This is a genomic window from Mesorhizobium delmotii (assembly GCF_900149755.1).
Classification (GTDB): Bacteria; Pseudomonadota; Alphaproteobacteria; order Rhizobiales; family Rhizobiaceae; genus Mesorhizobium; species Mesorhizobium delmotii.
The window spans coordinates 1,563,026-1,577,971 of record NZ_FUIG01000013.1; the positions used below are offsets into that span (position 1 = coordinate 1,563,026).

Sequence of the window (14,946 nt, forward strand, 5' to 3'; positions counted from 1 at the left end):
TCGTATGGCCGATGAACTGATATCGATGGACGGATCAATCCGGCTCGAACTTTCGCCGGCCGGCAAAAAACAACCCCTCGCTGCCGATTAGAGAAAGCTGGCACATCACACAGCGAACATGGACCTCGCGTATATGATGGCCATGCTTTGATATTCCGATCGCCGGCGACGGATTGTTAACCACACCGGAAGCACAACACTGCCAGAGGTGATGCGTCTGCCGAGGTGATATTTCATGCGTCGATGGCTAGAAAAAAGAACGGCGGCAAGCTACCATCTGGTTATCGCGATCTGTGGCTGCAGCGAAGCTGTTGGCGTTAGAAATCCGGTGCAAAATCGGGACCCTCAACGTAAATCGGCCAACTGGAACTGGTTCTCAAACGTTTTCATGAAGATTTCATAGTGACGATGATGTATTATAAAGTCCGTGAGCCTATACTGTATACGGGATTGGAAAGGGAATCGGTGTTGCTCAACTTGGAGTCGGGCGGATATTTCTCTGTCAATTCTGTAGGAGATAGGGTTTTGTCTATCTTGATGAAACGACCCAGTACGGTAGAAGAGTTGACCTATGAGATCACGCTGGAATACGCGATCTCGCGAGAAAGTGCTGAGCGGGATATTCAAGGATTTGTCCAGGATCTGGTCGAGCAGGGACTATTGGAAACAGTAGATGGTCGAGACGGCTCGTGAGCACATTGTGCAGAAGCTAACCCGTCTATCATGGCCTGAAAGGTTTATTGCGGCCGAGGCTTGGCTGAGGATGCTATGGATTGCGGGCCTCCTCAGAACGCCTTTTCGCAAACGTCTCTTCGTGACCAACTCCTCGACGGGAGAATCCAGGCTGTCGCACAGCCAGGTCGAACGCATGGCTTGGTTGGTGAATGCGACGGCAAACAGGCATGTCAAACCGATGACGTGTTTGGAGCGCGCTTTAACCTTGCAATCCCTCCTTGCTAGGCACGGTTGCCACGCCAGCCTTCGATTCGGGGTTCGGAAAGGTGATGCAACTGTCGAGGCGCACGCCTGGCTCGAAGGCGTTCCCGGTCTGAGTGACCCATTGAGTTTTGATTTCATTCCACTCAAGAATTTCAGTGAACGGCATTGCCAAAATTGACTGCGGGCGCTCCGCCGAATTCAAAAAATTCTTGCGCATTCGTCGGCCTCTTGGCCGGCGTCCGAGTGTTCAGCAATCAGCCTGTTCCTGGTCTGGCGCAATGTGGCTACTACGACCTGGATGTGGAGATCCTTTTTTACAGCCAGGGACGCACCAACGCCGCCCCGTCAGCCGGAAAAGGAAACGGGGTTCCATTCCATCGCGCTACGGGCCTGAGGGGGCATATTGCAGAGGATGGCCGTTGGGCTGCAATCGACGAAGGCTCGGATCAATGGCCGGACCGCGCCGTGTGCATACGTCGTGTTCTCCCATTTTTGGCTGCACTTCAGGGGAAAGTTACACTTCACGCTTCAGCGGTGGCGACCCCAGCGGGGGTCTATGCATTTGTCGGGGCGAGCGGCGCCGGCAAGTCCACCCTTTCCTCCTGTCTCGAGAAATTTGACCTGCGCGCGGTGGCTGATGATCTGCTGCCTTGCCGAATGCAGGGTGACTTCGTGGCTGTACCCCTCGGCCAAGATGACACGCTACCGCTGCGGGGACTGTATTTCCTCTCCAGGCAAGACAGTTTGGAAAGCGCCCGCCGCACACCATTAAACAGCGCGGACTGCCTGAAGCGACTGCTTGTTCACGGTTTCGGTGAGATCAGCATAAAGACAGCATGGGCGACACAGTTCGCGGCATATACCAGCATCGCGCGTACTGTTCCCTCTTACGATCTGGTGGTGCCAGACGCTCTGCCCCGTCTCAATGCCAGTGTGGCCGCAGTTAGGGAAATGATTGCCGAGCAAGCATTCCAAGCCGTTTCACACCCGGCGGAAACCTGAAGATGGCCGGCATAGCAGGCATCGCCCACTGGGGTTCGAGACCGGCACCACGCGATTTGGTTGAAGGTATGCTGGAGGTGATCCGACACCGCGGCCCCGACGGGCTCTTTGCTGGGGCACGGAAGAATATTGCTCTCGGGCATGCCCAGTTCAATCTGAACGAGCGCGAGCGCAACAAGACGCAGCCAATTTGGCTGCCGGACGGCTCCTGCGGCTTGGTGGCCGATGCGCGCTTGTACAATCATGAAGAACTTTGGCGGGCTCTCGGTTCCGTCACCTGGTTCAGGGATACCCCGTCCGACGCCGAATTATTGCTTGCCGCCTACCAGCGCTGGGGCGAGCAGGCGGTGCTCAGGCTCCGTGGTGACTTTGCTTTCGCTGTCTGGGACGAACGAAAGGGACGGCTGTTCGCGGCGCGTGACCCTTTCGGAGTAAAGCCATTCTTCTACCACACGGATTCGGTCGGAATCCGCTTTGGTTCGGAGCCTAAGCAACTGCTGAGGCTTCCTGGTGTGACCACCGAGCCGCATGATGGGGTAATAGCGGATTACCTTTATCGCGGCATACACCGCGCCTTCGAGGAAACATTTTTCCTTGGAGTGAATCGCTTACGAGCCGGACATTTCCTAATCGCCGCCAACGATCGCTTGTATCAGGAGCGTTTTTGGCCGGCATCTGCATCGCCTGAGGATTTCCGCGGCTCGCCTGGTGAGTGCGCCGAACAGTTCTACTTCCTGTTTCGGGAGGGCGTGCGGCAACGGCTGGACATGGATGCTTTGGCGGCCATGGAACTGAGCGGCGGCTACGACTCGTCCGCGGTCGTGCTGGCTGCGGCCGACATTTTTAAGTCGCGGACGCCGTCTTCGCCACGACCCGTCACCATCTCCCAAACCTATCCCGAATTCGCCTGTGATGAAAGCGTCTACAGTGATGCCATTGCCGCACAGACCGGCTTCGAGCATCTCCGTGCCGTCGCGCCGTGTGAAAATTTCGCGCCCGGCCTGCTGGGGGAACTGCAGAAGGTTGACGCTCCCACCCCAGAAATCTTTTGGCAACGACGCTCGGAAGCCACAGCCTTGTTGCGCAACCGCAACTGCAAGGTAGTCCTGACCGGACAGGGGGGGGACGATCTGGTTTGGGATCCGGACTACGAACTGGATCTCTGGCGTTCGCGTCGCTACCTGAGCGCGATCCGGTATTGCCTGTACGATCCCAGGGTGATTCGCGAAAAAGCCACGCGGTCGTGCCTGAAGCGGCTCGTCCGCCAGTCCATAGGTCCAAGGCTCATTCGGATTTTGCAGCGCGGGCGCGAAAAGCCCGTCAGGGAAATCTTTGACTGGATCAACGTCAGCCTGTTGGAAAAGCATCAATCCTATCTGGACCGAAATGCGTTTGCCGGGGAGAGGCCCGTCTACGCTGACCTTGCCCGCGACTCGATCAGCAACTGGCTCACCGAGCCGGCGTTTTTGCGCATGATCGAGCAGGAAGAATGTCTGTCCGCATATGCAGGCGTTGAATTGCGCCACCCTTTTCTCGACCAGAACCTTGCCGAATTCGTTCTGTCGGTTCCTTTCGAGACACGGCTGCAACTGGCGCCTTCATTCAAGGCCATTCTTGTTGCCGCGCTGGGACATCGTTTGCCGGAGAAAGTGCGACGTCGAGCCTCCAAAGCCGCTTTCGATGACTACTTCATAAGCTTGCTAACCACGAGCCGGCCTGCCCTGCTGAATATGGTGTCAGATACGACTCGGTTGGCTTCGGAGCGCTACGTGAAGTTGCAATGCGCAGCTAAACAATGGGACAGGCCGCTGTCAGCCGATTCCGGCTGGTTTGCCGGCGCGCGGAGCGTGTGGCAGCCAGTTTTTTTGGAGATCTGGTTGCAAAACCTGGGCGATGCCACTAGGACATTCTGAGGGCGGGTGCACATCTTTGGAGAAGCACCTCATGAAATGCAGCGAGAAGAATGCCGATTCTATGGGTACCGTTCCAGTTAAGTGCGTTTACGACAAACCTACACTAACCCGCTAGGCTACCTGCCGCAGGCGACCCAGAAATCCGAACCTACTGTGGACGCATCACCGACCAATCCGAGTAGACCTTAGCTAGAACTAATCTACTTCGATTCGGGCTCATGTCCAATGCGGGAGTGGGTAATCGTAAATTAATGCCACTAGGACATTTTGACGGTGGTGCAGATCTTTGGAGTAGCACCTCATGAAATGCAACGAAAAGGAAGCCGATTCTATGCGTACTGTTCCTGTTAAGCGCGTTTACGAGAAACCTGTACTGACCCCGCTGGGCCACATGGCGCAGGTCACTCAGAAATCAGGGGCTAATGTCGACAACGTGATAAATCCGACTCGTGCAAACTAACCAGTGTGCGGTCTGCAACGATTCGCACTCATTGTTACTCTATCTGGGACACTTGGTCTAGACGCCTGGGAGTCGGATTCGATGTCCTCCAACAAGGGTTGTGGCTGGGTTTACTAGACAATCAGCACCTGGATGAGGTCGGGCGTGTTCAGTACGCCTGCTGGAGCAAATACGGCGACGAAGCCTACAATCTATCGGGCTTACTGCCATGGGAGGAGAGGGTAGTAGGAAACTACTACCCCAGCAACTGTTCCATTCTCGTCGGCGCGGCAGGTGGCGGGCGCGAGCCGGTCGCCTTGGCGCGCATGGGTTATCGTGTGGACGGTTTTGATAGTACACCGGTGTTGGCCGAATGCTATCGGCAACTTATGGAGCGCGAACAGCTTCCGGGCAAAGTCTTCGATGCCGGCGCAGGCCGCGTGCCCGACGACGTAAAGGGTCAGTATGACGGCGTTGTTATTGGCTGGGGCGGCTATATGCACATCCCCGGTCGTGGGAACCGGGTCGCCTTCTTGACTGCCCTGCGCAGGCACGTTGCCGCCGGAGCCCCTCTGCTGCTATCCTTTTTCTGCCGACGCGAACGCTCACGTCGCCACGATTGGATTTACGCCCTCGCTCTCCGGGTACGCAATCTGCGGCGCAGCCGTGATCCTGTGGAGTACGGTGATACGCTCGCCAGCACTTTCGATCATTTTTTCACCGAAGCTGAAATCCGCACCGAACTGGCGGAAGCTGGGTTCGAGCTCATCGATTACCGTGAGTCCCCTTACGGGCACGCCGTCGGCCGCGCCGTCTGAGCGATCGTCTCCGAAGCACCGAGTTCAGTTGAGCCAGCCTAGGCGACGCTGAGGCGTCGTGTGGACTTACTCGGCGCTTGTCATAATGCCCTCGTCCAGCTTGAACACCCGATCAGCCAGCGCCAGGCTCGCCGGTCGGTGGGTTATCAAAAGCACCGTCCTCTGTCGCAGCACATCCACGCATGCCTGCAAGAACTCGCGCTCCCCCTCTGGATCGAACATAGCGGTCGCTTCATCGAGTATTAGAATCGGCGGATCTTTTAACAGCGCCCGAGCCAACGCCAACCGCTGCTGTTGCCCTCCGGACAGCCGCACGCCCCGATCGCCGATTGGCGTCTGGTAGCCCTGCGGCAGTTGCATGATGAAATCATGCGCGCGGGCCGACCGTGCTGCTGCCTCGACGTCATGCTGTGTGGGCTCAGGCCGCCCATATGCGATGTTGTCGCGGACGCTGGCGTTGAACAGCAACACGTGCTGAGGCACAACCCCTATCTGGCTGCGCAGGCTATGCAAGGAAACCGTGGCAATATCAACGCCGTCGATGAAGATGCTTCCCTTGGAGGGCTCATGCAATCGCATAAGCAAATGCGCCACCGTGCTCTTTCCTGCGCCGTTGGGACCTATGATTGCTATTGTCTCGCCCGCGGCGACGGATAGATCGAGGCACCTCAGTGCAGGCTCACGCCCCGGGTAAGTGAACGTGACACCGCGGAATTCGATATTGCCGTTTATTTTTCCCATCTGCCGGCCCGCATGCCAACTCGGCTCAGGCTCTTCGGCCAAGACTCTTGCGAGCCGGCTCAGCGCTCCGCGCGCGCGCTGGGTCTGTCCATAGACATCTGCGAGCCCGGCCATCGGCCGCGCCATTACCTGGGCGTAGAGGAGAAAACTCACCAATTGAGGCACGGTGAGAGCCCCATCGCCAATTTGCCTTTGGGCCAACCAAAGCATAACAACGACCGCGGTCGCCGTTACAAGCTGAACCCCCGGCCCCAATGCGGCATGGATGGCGCGCTCCTTGGCGCTCAGGCTGACGACGCGCTCGATTTGGCTCCGATAACGCTGCGATTCTTGCTGTTCGCGCGTGAAGGTCTTGATGGCGGGAAGCATGCTGAGGTTTTCCTCAGCAATGGCGATGGCAATGGCATGCTCCTCCTGAAGTTGGAGAGCCAATGGCCGCATGCGTCGTCCGAAAATTTTAAGCAGTAGATAGAGCAATGGAATAATGATTGCAGCGAACATGGCGAGAAGGGAATCGATTCGGAACATTAAAGCCAATGCCCCGCTGACGGTGAAGAAGAGCGGCAAGGCAGCAAGTGCAGTGCCGCTGATGTAATCGCTCACGACATACACATCATGAGTAAGTAACGCGAGCGTATCGCCGTGACGCCGCCGGTGGGAGAAGGCAAGCGGCAACGCCTGAAGATGGTCGTAAACTCGGATTTTCAAGTCCGCCAGTATTCGTGTGGTCGTCCCGCCAAGCAGGTATATATTGCTGAATTTTAAAACGGCCTGTACCGCGAACAGCGCCAATGCTCCTAGAAAAAGTACCTGGATATTGATCGTGCTGCTGCCTACTCGTTCCTGGAGAAACGTTTCAGCAAGCCTGCCACCAAGCCAAGGCATGACCAACAAAGCAGCGCTTTCGCATAGCATCAATATAATGCCGACGGCCAACGCCAGGCGATAAGGTGCCGCTAATGTCAGCAGCATGTTTGTCTCACTAATTTTCGACAATCTGTTCATAGTTCCACAAGAGATCGATCGACGTGATCTGCTGGAGTGAGCACCAAGAGGCAGGCTGCATCCTCAACCGCGGTAGAATTTCTTACGATTTCGGAATCACGCGCCCGCAGGGAGACTCAACTATCCCGGCCGCGTAAATACTTCAAAGACCCGGCTAGGGCCCGGCGTAAGTAGAGCCAGGGCAGCCACGATAGGTTTGCCTGGCGATATTTTTGCCTCATATGGATTGCCGGCGGGAAGAAGAGTTCGGCCAGAAAACCGGACCTGTTTCGCACGCCTCTCGCGGCCTGGAAGTCCATCCATATTCGGTTCGACCTGGACCCACTAAGATAGCGCGAAGCGGTTTCTGTCGGCCCAGGACGGGAAAGCGCGCCGGACACGGCTTCTGGTATAGTGGTATGAAAACGGGCTTGGCTCCCCTCAATGCCGTCCAGGCAGGTCGCCCGCAATCCTTTACGCTCGGCAAGTTCAACAAATTCATTGCGTTGCGAAGGCGTTAGCATCGAAAACAGAAGCTGAATGTCGTAGAACCAGATCAGTCGATCGCCGCCATAATGGGCCGCGTCATCGACGTAATACAAAGCGTGCTTGTGGACCGCTCGATGCATGCAGGCGAGCACGAGCGCGTGCACTGGATCAGCTGCGAGGGCACTCGCGCCGAGGTTCGGCAGTGGCCGGGCCTCGGAGCGCAATTCTTCATACGAGAACAAATCTGACAGGAGTGTGGAATTGGCGATCCGCCAATGCAAATCGAGCGTGTGTTCCTGATTGGAGGCGGGGTCTGTCCAGCTATAGCTCGTCTGACCGCTAATGACATCCGCTCTTATTCCCAGTTCACGAAACCCCAGGGTTTCTAATGCCTTGGCTACCCGATCACGCGTGCCCGACGGCACAAGGAGGTCCGTGTCACCTCTTGTACGCAGGAAAGGCGCCGGATAGACATCGTAGGCTAAGGCCGTGCCTTTGAACAGAATTGGATGGATGCCAATGGCCACTAGCCGCTCCAGTACTTGATTCAGCATGTACTGGTGACGCATCTCCCACATTGCTTGAGCAGTGGCCTGCTGACGACAAGTAGCCAAGACAACGTCCGGCCAACCCAGATCTCCGCGTTCGCGATCTGCAATATAGTGATGAAGCAGCGCCTGTACCCCGTGATAAGCACTTCGCTCGATGAAGCGGTTCACGAAATTATTGTCGCCGTATTCCGGCCAAGTCGGATTTTCGCGACGTAGGGTAGCACAAAGCAGCTCGTCAATTCCCTGCATGACTAGAGCTCCGTTGCAGAGATCCAACAGCGCCCTTGGGGCCCGGCGCTCTGGCAGATTGTTGTCATTCGTTCGGGCCTGGCCATCTGTTCGCTGCTGCGTTCATCGCAAGCTTTGACATCGTCTGATGGGCATTGGGGACGAGGCTGTCAAGTTGGCAGCGGGGTAGCGTGCCGCGAGAGCGCTGTCGCATCACTAACGTGCTCAACTGTCGCATTACTAAACGGCTGCTACACATTTGTCCGGGTCGGACAATGTGAGCGATGGCTGGGCTTCCTGGAAGCTTTTCGAACTTTCTGGCTCGCGCCTCAGCCCGCATTGCGTGTGCTTATGGGTGATATTGGGATACGAGAATCGGTTTTGGGAAAGATTTGACGAGGCATCGACTCTCTGGCGCCCGTCCCACCGGGAAGTGAACGGCAGCACGATACCTCCGCCAGGTTCGTCATGCTGAACGGCGGCATGCGCCGCATGTCGGCCGTAGAGGGGATCTTTCCTGTTACCCGATAGCAGACGTTGCCGGCGACCACCCTGGACATCGTAGTTACGCCATTTGCCGACCTTAATTGCGTTTCTCCAAACCTGCCGTTCGCGCTACAGCCTGATACGACCCGTAGCTGACCTTCCTGCGGAGAAGAGCGAAGGCAAGCTTCCTCGTGCGCGCGCCGTGCCGGGTGTATGTTGCTGATATGAGTTTGGCCGACGCCCATTAGGCTCTCACGCGACCTAGCAGGGCGGGTCAGCAACGGGAGGAAGTTATGGCAGACGTGACGCTAAGGAATCAGAACTCCGAGCTTGTTCGGCGCGGTTATGCCGCGTTCAACTCGGGAGACATGGACACGCTCACGCAAATCATCGACGAATCCTGCGCGTGGCATACTCCGGGGAAAAGTCCGATCGCCGGAGACTACGAAGGCCGCGAGGCGACCTTTGGCCAGTTCGGCCGCTATGGCGGCGAAACCAAGGGGACCTTCAGGGCCGATCTTTTGCATGTGATGGCGAGCGAGGACGGACGCGTGGTCGGCGTCCATCGCGATACCGGGGAGCGCAACGGCAAACGGCTGGATGTGCTCTGTTGCATTGTCTTCGACATCAAGAATGGCAAGTTGATTGACGGCCGGGAGCACTTCTACGACCTCTACGCCTGGGATGCGTTCTGGGCTTAGCCTCGCGAGTTATCCCGGGCGGCACGCGAGACTGCCCCGGGGTCCGGCCCGGATGAGTCAGCTCAGGGGCGCTACTTGCTCGTTGGGACGAGACCAACGACCGCTTCCCACCCGATTGCGACGCTGGTTCTTCGAATGGGTTCCAATTCGCCCGCCGCTGGTAGGCTTGTTCGCGCCAATAGCCGAAATTCCTGAGATCGAGCATCATGACCACATCGCCGCGAGCCGGCTGAGGGGAGGCGGATATGATAAGGATATGATAATCTAAGATGGTGGCTATGCCTGTCGCGCTGGCGCTATTTAGGGAGGTCAAACCAAATGAGCGGTGGGCTGCAATTTGACGAAGAGACCAGCCGAAAGGTCGAGGCGCTCTATCTAACTCCGGACGTGGTCGCACAGCGGTGCCAAGTGTTAAAGGCTCTGCAGCTGAGGGAGGGTGAACGGGTTCTCGATATCGGTTCCGGCCCCGGACTCCTGGCCTATGACATGGCAGCTTCAGTCGGGCGTGACGGCCGTGTGTGCGGCATTGATATCAGCGAAGACATGCTAGCCATGTCGAGAAAGCGCTGCGCCGACCTGCCTTGGACCGAATACCAGCGGGCAAATGCAACCAACCTACCGTATCCGGATAGCAGTTTCGATGCCGCAGTATCGACTCAGGTCTACGAATATGTTGCGGATATTCCGGCAGCCCTTGCGGAGCTTTGTCGGGTAACGTGTCCGGGCGGTCGCGTGGTCGTTCTGGACACGGATTACAGGTCGTTGGTGATTCACACGGAGGACGAGGCGCGCATGGGGCGGGTGTTATCGGCCTGGGAAGAACATTTCGTACACGCCGGGCTACCCCGCATCTTGTCAGGGCACCTCCGCGACGCCGGTTTCACGATCCGACAACGCAACGTGATCCCGATGTTCAATCCCGAATACCACGATAACACCTACGGCAAGCGTGCGCTGGGTATCATGGCGTCGTTTGCGGTCGGACGCAGAGGCGTGTCCCAGGAGGAAGCAAACGCCTGGCTTGCTGAATTCGCCGAGCTTGGCAAGCAGGGGAAGTTCTTCTTCAGCCTCAATCGTTACCTCTTTGTTGCGGACAAAGTTGCGGCTGCGTGACTGGGACAGTTCCAGTGGAATCGCAATGTCACGGTAGGGCCATCAGTGCTGGTTGCCGCGAAGGTCAGCTATCGGGCAGCAAAACAAGCTGATGAAGGGCCGTTCAGGGTCAGTTCACGTCGATGCACGCAGCCCACCTGAAGGTCCACATCTGACATTCCGAGCCTCTAAGCGGCAAGTCCGCCAACGGCCCCGATCAGGTCGTTCGGTGCATCGCCGCCCAGGCGTCCGCAAGTGCGGCGTTGTGCCGTTTCGGAATGGATGTCCTGGGGCAGGATCACTGATCAATATAGGGTCAAAGTCGCATAGATATGCAACATGGGACTGACAATCGCAGAAGTTCAATTATGGAGGTGGCACGCTAGGCCGCGCTGTCCTTGACTACTCGTAACTTGTGCTTACGCAGCCTTTGGGGAGCGGCTGCCTTGCCTTCGCCGCTTGTATGCTGCGCAAACTCAGCTATGGGACAGGGTCGGCCGAGCAAATAGCCCTGCATTTCATCGCAGGCTTCCGCACGCAGAAAGCTCAGTTCCGCGTCAGTTTCGACACCCTCCGCCAAGACGGGGAGCTTGAGACCTCGAGCAAGCCCGAAGACCGCGCGCATGACGGCGGCCGCCTCGTCGCTGGTATCCACCGCACGGACAAGGGACTGGTCGACCTTGATTTTGTCGAACGGGAAGGCCCGCAGGTTTGACAGCGATGAGTAGCCGGTGCCGAAATCATCCATCGCGATCTGGACGCCCAGGTCTTTGAGCTTGTGCAAGACCGCGAGGGCCCGCCCAATATCCTTGATCAGCGACGATTCTGTAATTTCCAGCTCGAGGCGGGACGGGTCCAGGCCGGTTTCTTTCAGAACCTCCTCGACCAGCTCCGGGAGATTGCCGCCATGGAGTTGTACGGCCGAGACGTTGACGCTGACTCCCAGTGGTCGGTCCCACGTCGCCGCCTCGGCGCAGGCCGTGCGCAACACCCATTCGCCGATCTTCAGGATAGCGCCGCATTCCTCCGCGATCGGAATGAACACCGTCGGGGCGATGGCACCTCTCGTGCCGTTATCCCAACGAAGGAGCGCTTCGAAGCCGAAGACCCTATTGGAGTGAAGCTCTGCTTGCGGCTGAAAGACGAGACTGAACTCGTTGCGTGAGATCGCATGACGGATGTCGTGCTCGAACTGACGTCGATCGTGTAGATGCTCACCCATAGACGGTTCGAAAACGCGATAGATGCCGCGCCCTTCCAACTTGGCCTCATAAAGCGCCGCGTCAGCATGGCTCAGAAGGGTCGCGCGATCGGGCGCATCGTTCGGGAAGACAGCGATGCCGATGCTGGTTCCGATAGTGACGCCGGCGGGTAGGTTCACGCCGGTCTCGTCGAAAGCGTTCAAAATGGCTTCAGCGGTGCGCGTCGCATACGCTGGGCTCGGCAGGCCTGGAACGATCACAGCGAACTCGTCGCCTCCCAAGCGCGCGACCATATGCTCCGGCTTGAGGACGTTCTTAATCTTCTCGGCCACACACTGGAGTACGGCGTCCCCGATCAGATGGCCGAAGAGGTCGTTAATCTCTTTGAAGCGATCGAGATCGAGGAAAAGGACGGCAAGGCACCTGTCGGTCCCACGATGCGCCGCGAATTCTGCCTCCAGCTTCTCGTTGAAGCTCGTGCGGTTCGGGAGCTTAGTCAGGGGGTCGTGGTGAGCAAGGAAGTGAATTTGCTCCTCCGCCCGCTTACGCCCGCGGATATCGCGCACCGCCACGACCTGATGCTGCTTACCGGCATAAAGGATGTTATGTCGGATCAGCTCGACCGGGATCATACTGCCGTCGGTTGCGCATAGCTCGGCCTCCAGCGGCTTTCGGGCGGTGGCCGTGAGTTCGCCCTGCGAGACGGTGGGGAAGAAAGACTCGAGCAAGCGGCCGACAGGCTGAGAGCCATCGACACAGGCAAGGGCGGCGAAGCTGTGATTGGCTGCCACGATCGTCGTCTCGTTGTACACAACCAGCCCCTCGACGGCGGCGTCGGCCAGCTCTTGCATACGCGCCGTCTCCCCAGCGCGACGAAGATCGCGCAGATCGAGGACAAGACCGACAAGGGCCAGAAGAATGATCACGATCGAAGCGAGCGCAAGTCCGATTGCCATCCATTCCGCTGGCAGCGCCGTGGCCGAAACGACGATGCGAGGATCGGGCACGATCGCGGCCGCGCCCATCGCAGTGAAATGATGGCTGCAAATCGCGACCGTCAGCACCAACGCCCCGAGTGCCTTCCACTTGATCGTGTTGGCCTGAAGGGCAACTGGCAAGGCTGCGGCACCGAAGAGTCCACCGAGGGCGATCGACACTGCGACGAGCGGCATATCCCAGACGACGCGGCCCGCGATCTCGAAGGCAGCCATCCCAGTATAATGCATTACGGCGATACCGCCCCCCACGATCATCCCGCCGATCCAGCGTGCATACGGAACGCGGGGCGACATGCCGACGGTGAGGCCGGTTCCCGTCAAAGCGATCGCGGCGACCAGCGAGACGATCGTCAAGGCGATATTGTAGCCGCTCGGCACTGCGGGCTGAAAGGCCAGCATGGCGATGAAATGCGTTGACCAGATGCCGAAACCGGTGGCGACCGCAGCTACTGCGAGCCAGATCCGTCGCATTTCGCGTTCGCTGCGCCCGACATGATGGAGGAGGTTGACGGCCGTGAACGAGGCCAGGGCGCAGACCAAGGCCGCCAGGGCAACCAGACGCAAATCATGCTGCGTCGCAATGCAGGTGTAGACTTTCAACATGCTCTCCCCCGAAGTCGGTTACGAGCTTCGGAGAGAAACCTAGGGTCAAACCTTGAAGAAATGCTTATGAGGGCAATTCAACTTGACGACTTCTTCCCTGGGATGGGCATTCGCGCGACCGCTTTAGGGCGCTTTTCTGACATTCAGTCAAAATCAAAGGCGGAAAGATGTCGGTCTCCACGCGTTGGCCGGGGCTGTAACTGCCCTTGGCGTGCTCGGAGGTTAGGGCAAGTGGAACGATGTGCCCATCGCAGTGTTAAATGGCGAGAAGAGTTGAGGCAGTACAGATGGATGATCTCAAAGAGACGGCATTGATCGCGCGGCTTGCGGCGCGGCACCAGTTGTCAAGGGACGCGGTAAAAACCGTGCTGCGTGCCCTGCGCTCGGGCGGCGGTTCCATGGCGCAGTTCAGCCATGCCGAATTCGGCGGCATGTCGCAGTGGTCATCAGGCATGACAATGGTCGGCGACATGTTCAACGATGCGCTGAGGGCGAAGCTGAACGCGGTGGCCACCGATCTAGCAGCTTATCTACGGGAGAATCCTGAGGTCGCCCATAAAGACCCTGCCGAAGTGAGCTATAGATCGCAGCAGCAGGTATCTGAAAGTTGGCCGGGCGGACTCGGCACACCCTCATCGACCGGATCGCAGAACCATTTGCGCTACGCGATCTATCCTGACACGCGGCGACTGGTCATCGAGGATGCCGGGCAGCGTACGGTCTACGACACCGGCGATCACGTTATCTCGGGGATCGTCCAGGCGCAAAGTACGGATGCGACACTGACATTCCGCAGCCAGAACGGCTTTGTGCGGCTCTCGGAGCTGAAGAAGGTCGATGCTTAAGGTGTGGCCTTATTAATGCCTCGCGGTGGTGCTCTCGGCCGGCGCCACTCATCGCAGCGCGAGGCGCCTAAAGACGTCCTTCTTCTCCATGTTGCGTTTCCGCCGCCACTCCGTCTGCGGCGCGCTCCAGGGCGACCATTTTCTTAATCAAGGCCAGCAGATCGCGACCGAGGGCGCCCCCCTTGCTGACCATCGGTGAGGGCCACCATCGCGCCCGGTCACAACCGCAGCACGACCAGAAAAGCGCCAAGTTCGGATTTTAAGGCGTTGTTCAGCTGATGTTCAGGCTCGATTCTTGCAACTCGGCCACATTCGCCCCGTGGGGCGCGGCAGAAGGACTTACACCATGAAAGCGCTAGGCATCATGACTGCCGTTGGCATCGCCCTCATCGCATGCATGGGAGTAGCGGCGGCCGATCCGTGGAAGGATGAAAGCGACAACGGGCGCTGGCTCCGCAGCTACGAACGTGGCGACGACTATTGGCGCGGCGGCGGACACCGCTATAATCGCGAGGGCTCCTACAAACGTGCGTACAAGGAGGAGTACCGACGCGGCCGCTGCAAGATCGAGCGGAAGTGGGACGACGACGAGTATAAGGAAGAGATCAAGTGCAAGCGCGGCGGAAGGCGTCCCGTCTAAGACTATTATCGGTACTGACGAATTCAAGTTCTCATTTGTCGAGGCGATTCGGATCGAACTCGGCTGTTCACGTTTCGGACGCGCTTGCGCACTGTTGATGAACGCGCAGGAACGACCCCCCTTGCGGGACCTTCCCCGAGGGCAAGAGCATGGGCAAGTCCCGACCTCATAGCAGACATCCTTACTCGTCAGGCCACCCGTTCCACGGAATATCTCCGCTTCAGCGGCCTCATCCAAGAGATTTCCGCCTACTCCATCAATCTGGGGTATAGTTG

General features: G+C 58.1%; 12 protein-coding genes. 9 read left to right on the forward strand and 3 right to left on the reverse strand.

Annotation, left to right across the window (positions count from 1 at the left end):
• Nucleotides 1-411 precede the first annotated feature (411 nt).
• From BQ8482_RS08965 to BQ8482_RS08985, 5 genes are all read left to right on the forward strand, one after another.
• Nucleotides 412-693, forward strand: a complete 282-nt coding sequence (locus BQ8482_RS08965; protein ID WP_244602707.1) for a PqqD family protein — start codon at nucleotides 412-414, stop codon at nucleotides 691-693.
• Nucleotides 694-763: 70 nt separating this feature from the next.
• Nucleotides 764-1,117 carry a lasso peptide biosynthesis B2 protein gene (locus tag BQ8482_RS40515; RefSeq protein WP_425294087.1) on the forward strand — a complete coding sequence of 118 codons (354 nt, stop codon included), beginning with the start codon at nucleotides 764-766 and terminating at the stop codon, nucleotides 1,115-1,117.
• A 65-nt stretch (nucleotides 1,118-1,182) separates the two neighbouring features.
• Entirely contained in the window at nucleotides 1,183-1,941 is a 759-nt protein-coding gene (locus tag BQ8482_RS08975) for a hypothetical protein (RefSeq protein WP_133254713.1), read from the forward strand.
• A 2-nt stretch (nucleotides 1,942-1,943) separates the two neighbouring features.
• Entirely contained in the window at nucleotides 1,944-3,854 is a 1,911-nt protein-coding gene (locus BQ8482_RS08980) for an asparagine synthetase B family protein (protein ID WP_123147114.1), read from the forward strand.
• Nucleotides 3,855-4,412: 558 nt separating this feature from the next.
• Nucleotides 4,413-5,111, forward strand: coding sequence for a class I SAM-dependent methyltransferase (locus BQ8482_RS08985; protein ID WP_123147115.1), 699 nt, complete (start codon nucleotides 4,413-4,415; stop codon nucleotides 5,109-5,111).
• Between the two features lie 66 nt (nucleotides 5,112-5,177).
• Here the strand turns inward: BQ8482_RS08985 and BQ8482_RS08990 are convergent, their stop codons facing one another.
• Together BQ8482_RS08990 and BQ8482_RS08995 are read right to left on the reverse strand one after the other, a co-directional pair.
• Nucleotides 5,178-6,857 (reverse strand): ABC transporter ATP-binding protein, encoded by a 1,680-nt coding sequence (locus tag BQ8482_RS08990; protein WP_123147116.1) that lies wholly within the window; start codon nucleotides 6,855-6,857, stop codon nucleotides 5,178-5,180.
• A 116-nt stretch (nucleotides 6,858-6,973) separates the two neighbouring features.
• Nucleotides 6,974-8,125 carry a nucleotidyltransferase family protein gene (locus tag BQ8482_RS08995; protein ID WP_123147117.1) on the reverse strand — a complete coding sequence of 384 codons (1,152 nt, stop codon included), beginning with the start codon at nucleotides 8,123-8,125 and terminating at the stop codon, nucleotides 6,974-6,976.
• 758 nt (nucleotides 8,126-8,883) lie between these two features.
• Here BQ8482_RS08995 and BQ8482_RS09000 point away from each other — a divergent pair.
• Both BQ8482_RS09000 and BQ8482_RS09005 read left to right on the forward strand, forming a co-directional pair.
• Nucleotides 8,884-9,291 carry a nuclear transport factor 2 family protein gene (locus BQ8482_RS09000; protein WP_123147118.1) on the forward strand — a complete coding sequence of 136 codons (408 nt, stop codon included), beginning with the start codon at nucleotides 8,884-8,886 and terminating at the stop codon, nucleotides 9,289-9,291.
• 318 nt (nucleotides 9,292-9,609) lie between these two features.
• Nucleotides 9,610-10,404 (forward strand): methyltransferase domain-containing protein, encoded by a 795-nt coding sequence (locus BQ8482_RS09005; RefSeq protein ID WP_123147119.1) that lies wholly within the window; start codon nucleotides 9,610-9,612, stop codon nucleotides 10,402-10,404.
• A gap of 361 nt (nucleotides 10,405-10,765) precedes the next feature.
• Here the strand turns inward: BQ8482_RS09005 and BQ8482_RS09010 are convergent, their stop codons facing one another.
• On the reverse strand, nucleotides 10,766-13,186 hold the full coding sequence (locus BQ8482_RS09010; RefSeq protein ID WP_123147120.1) for a bifunctional diguanylate cyclase/phosphodiesterase: 2,421 nt from the start codon (nucleotides 13,184-13,186) through the stop codon (nucleotides 10,766-10,768).
• 311 nt (nucleotides 13,187-13,497) lie between these two features.
• Here BQ8482_RS09010 and BQ8482_RS09015 point away from each other — a divergent pair, with 311 nt between their 5' ends.
• Entirely contained in the window at nucleotides 13,498-14,031 is a 534-nt protein-coding gene (locus BQ8482_RS09015; RefSeq protein ID WP_244602664.1) for a hypothetical protein, read from the forward strand.
• Between the two features lie 346 nt (nucleotides 14,032-14,377).
• Complete coding sequence (locus BQ8482_RS09020; RefSeq protein ID WP_123147122.1) at nucleotides 14,378-14,671, forward strand: hypothetical protein; 294 nt, start codon at nucleotides 14,378-14,380, stop codon at nucleotides 14,669-14,671.
• Nucleotides 14,672-14,946: the final 275 nt, after the last annotated feature.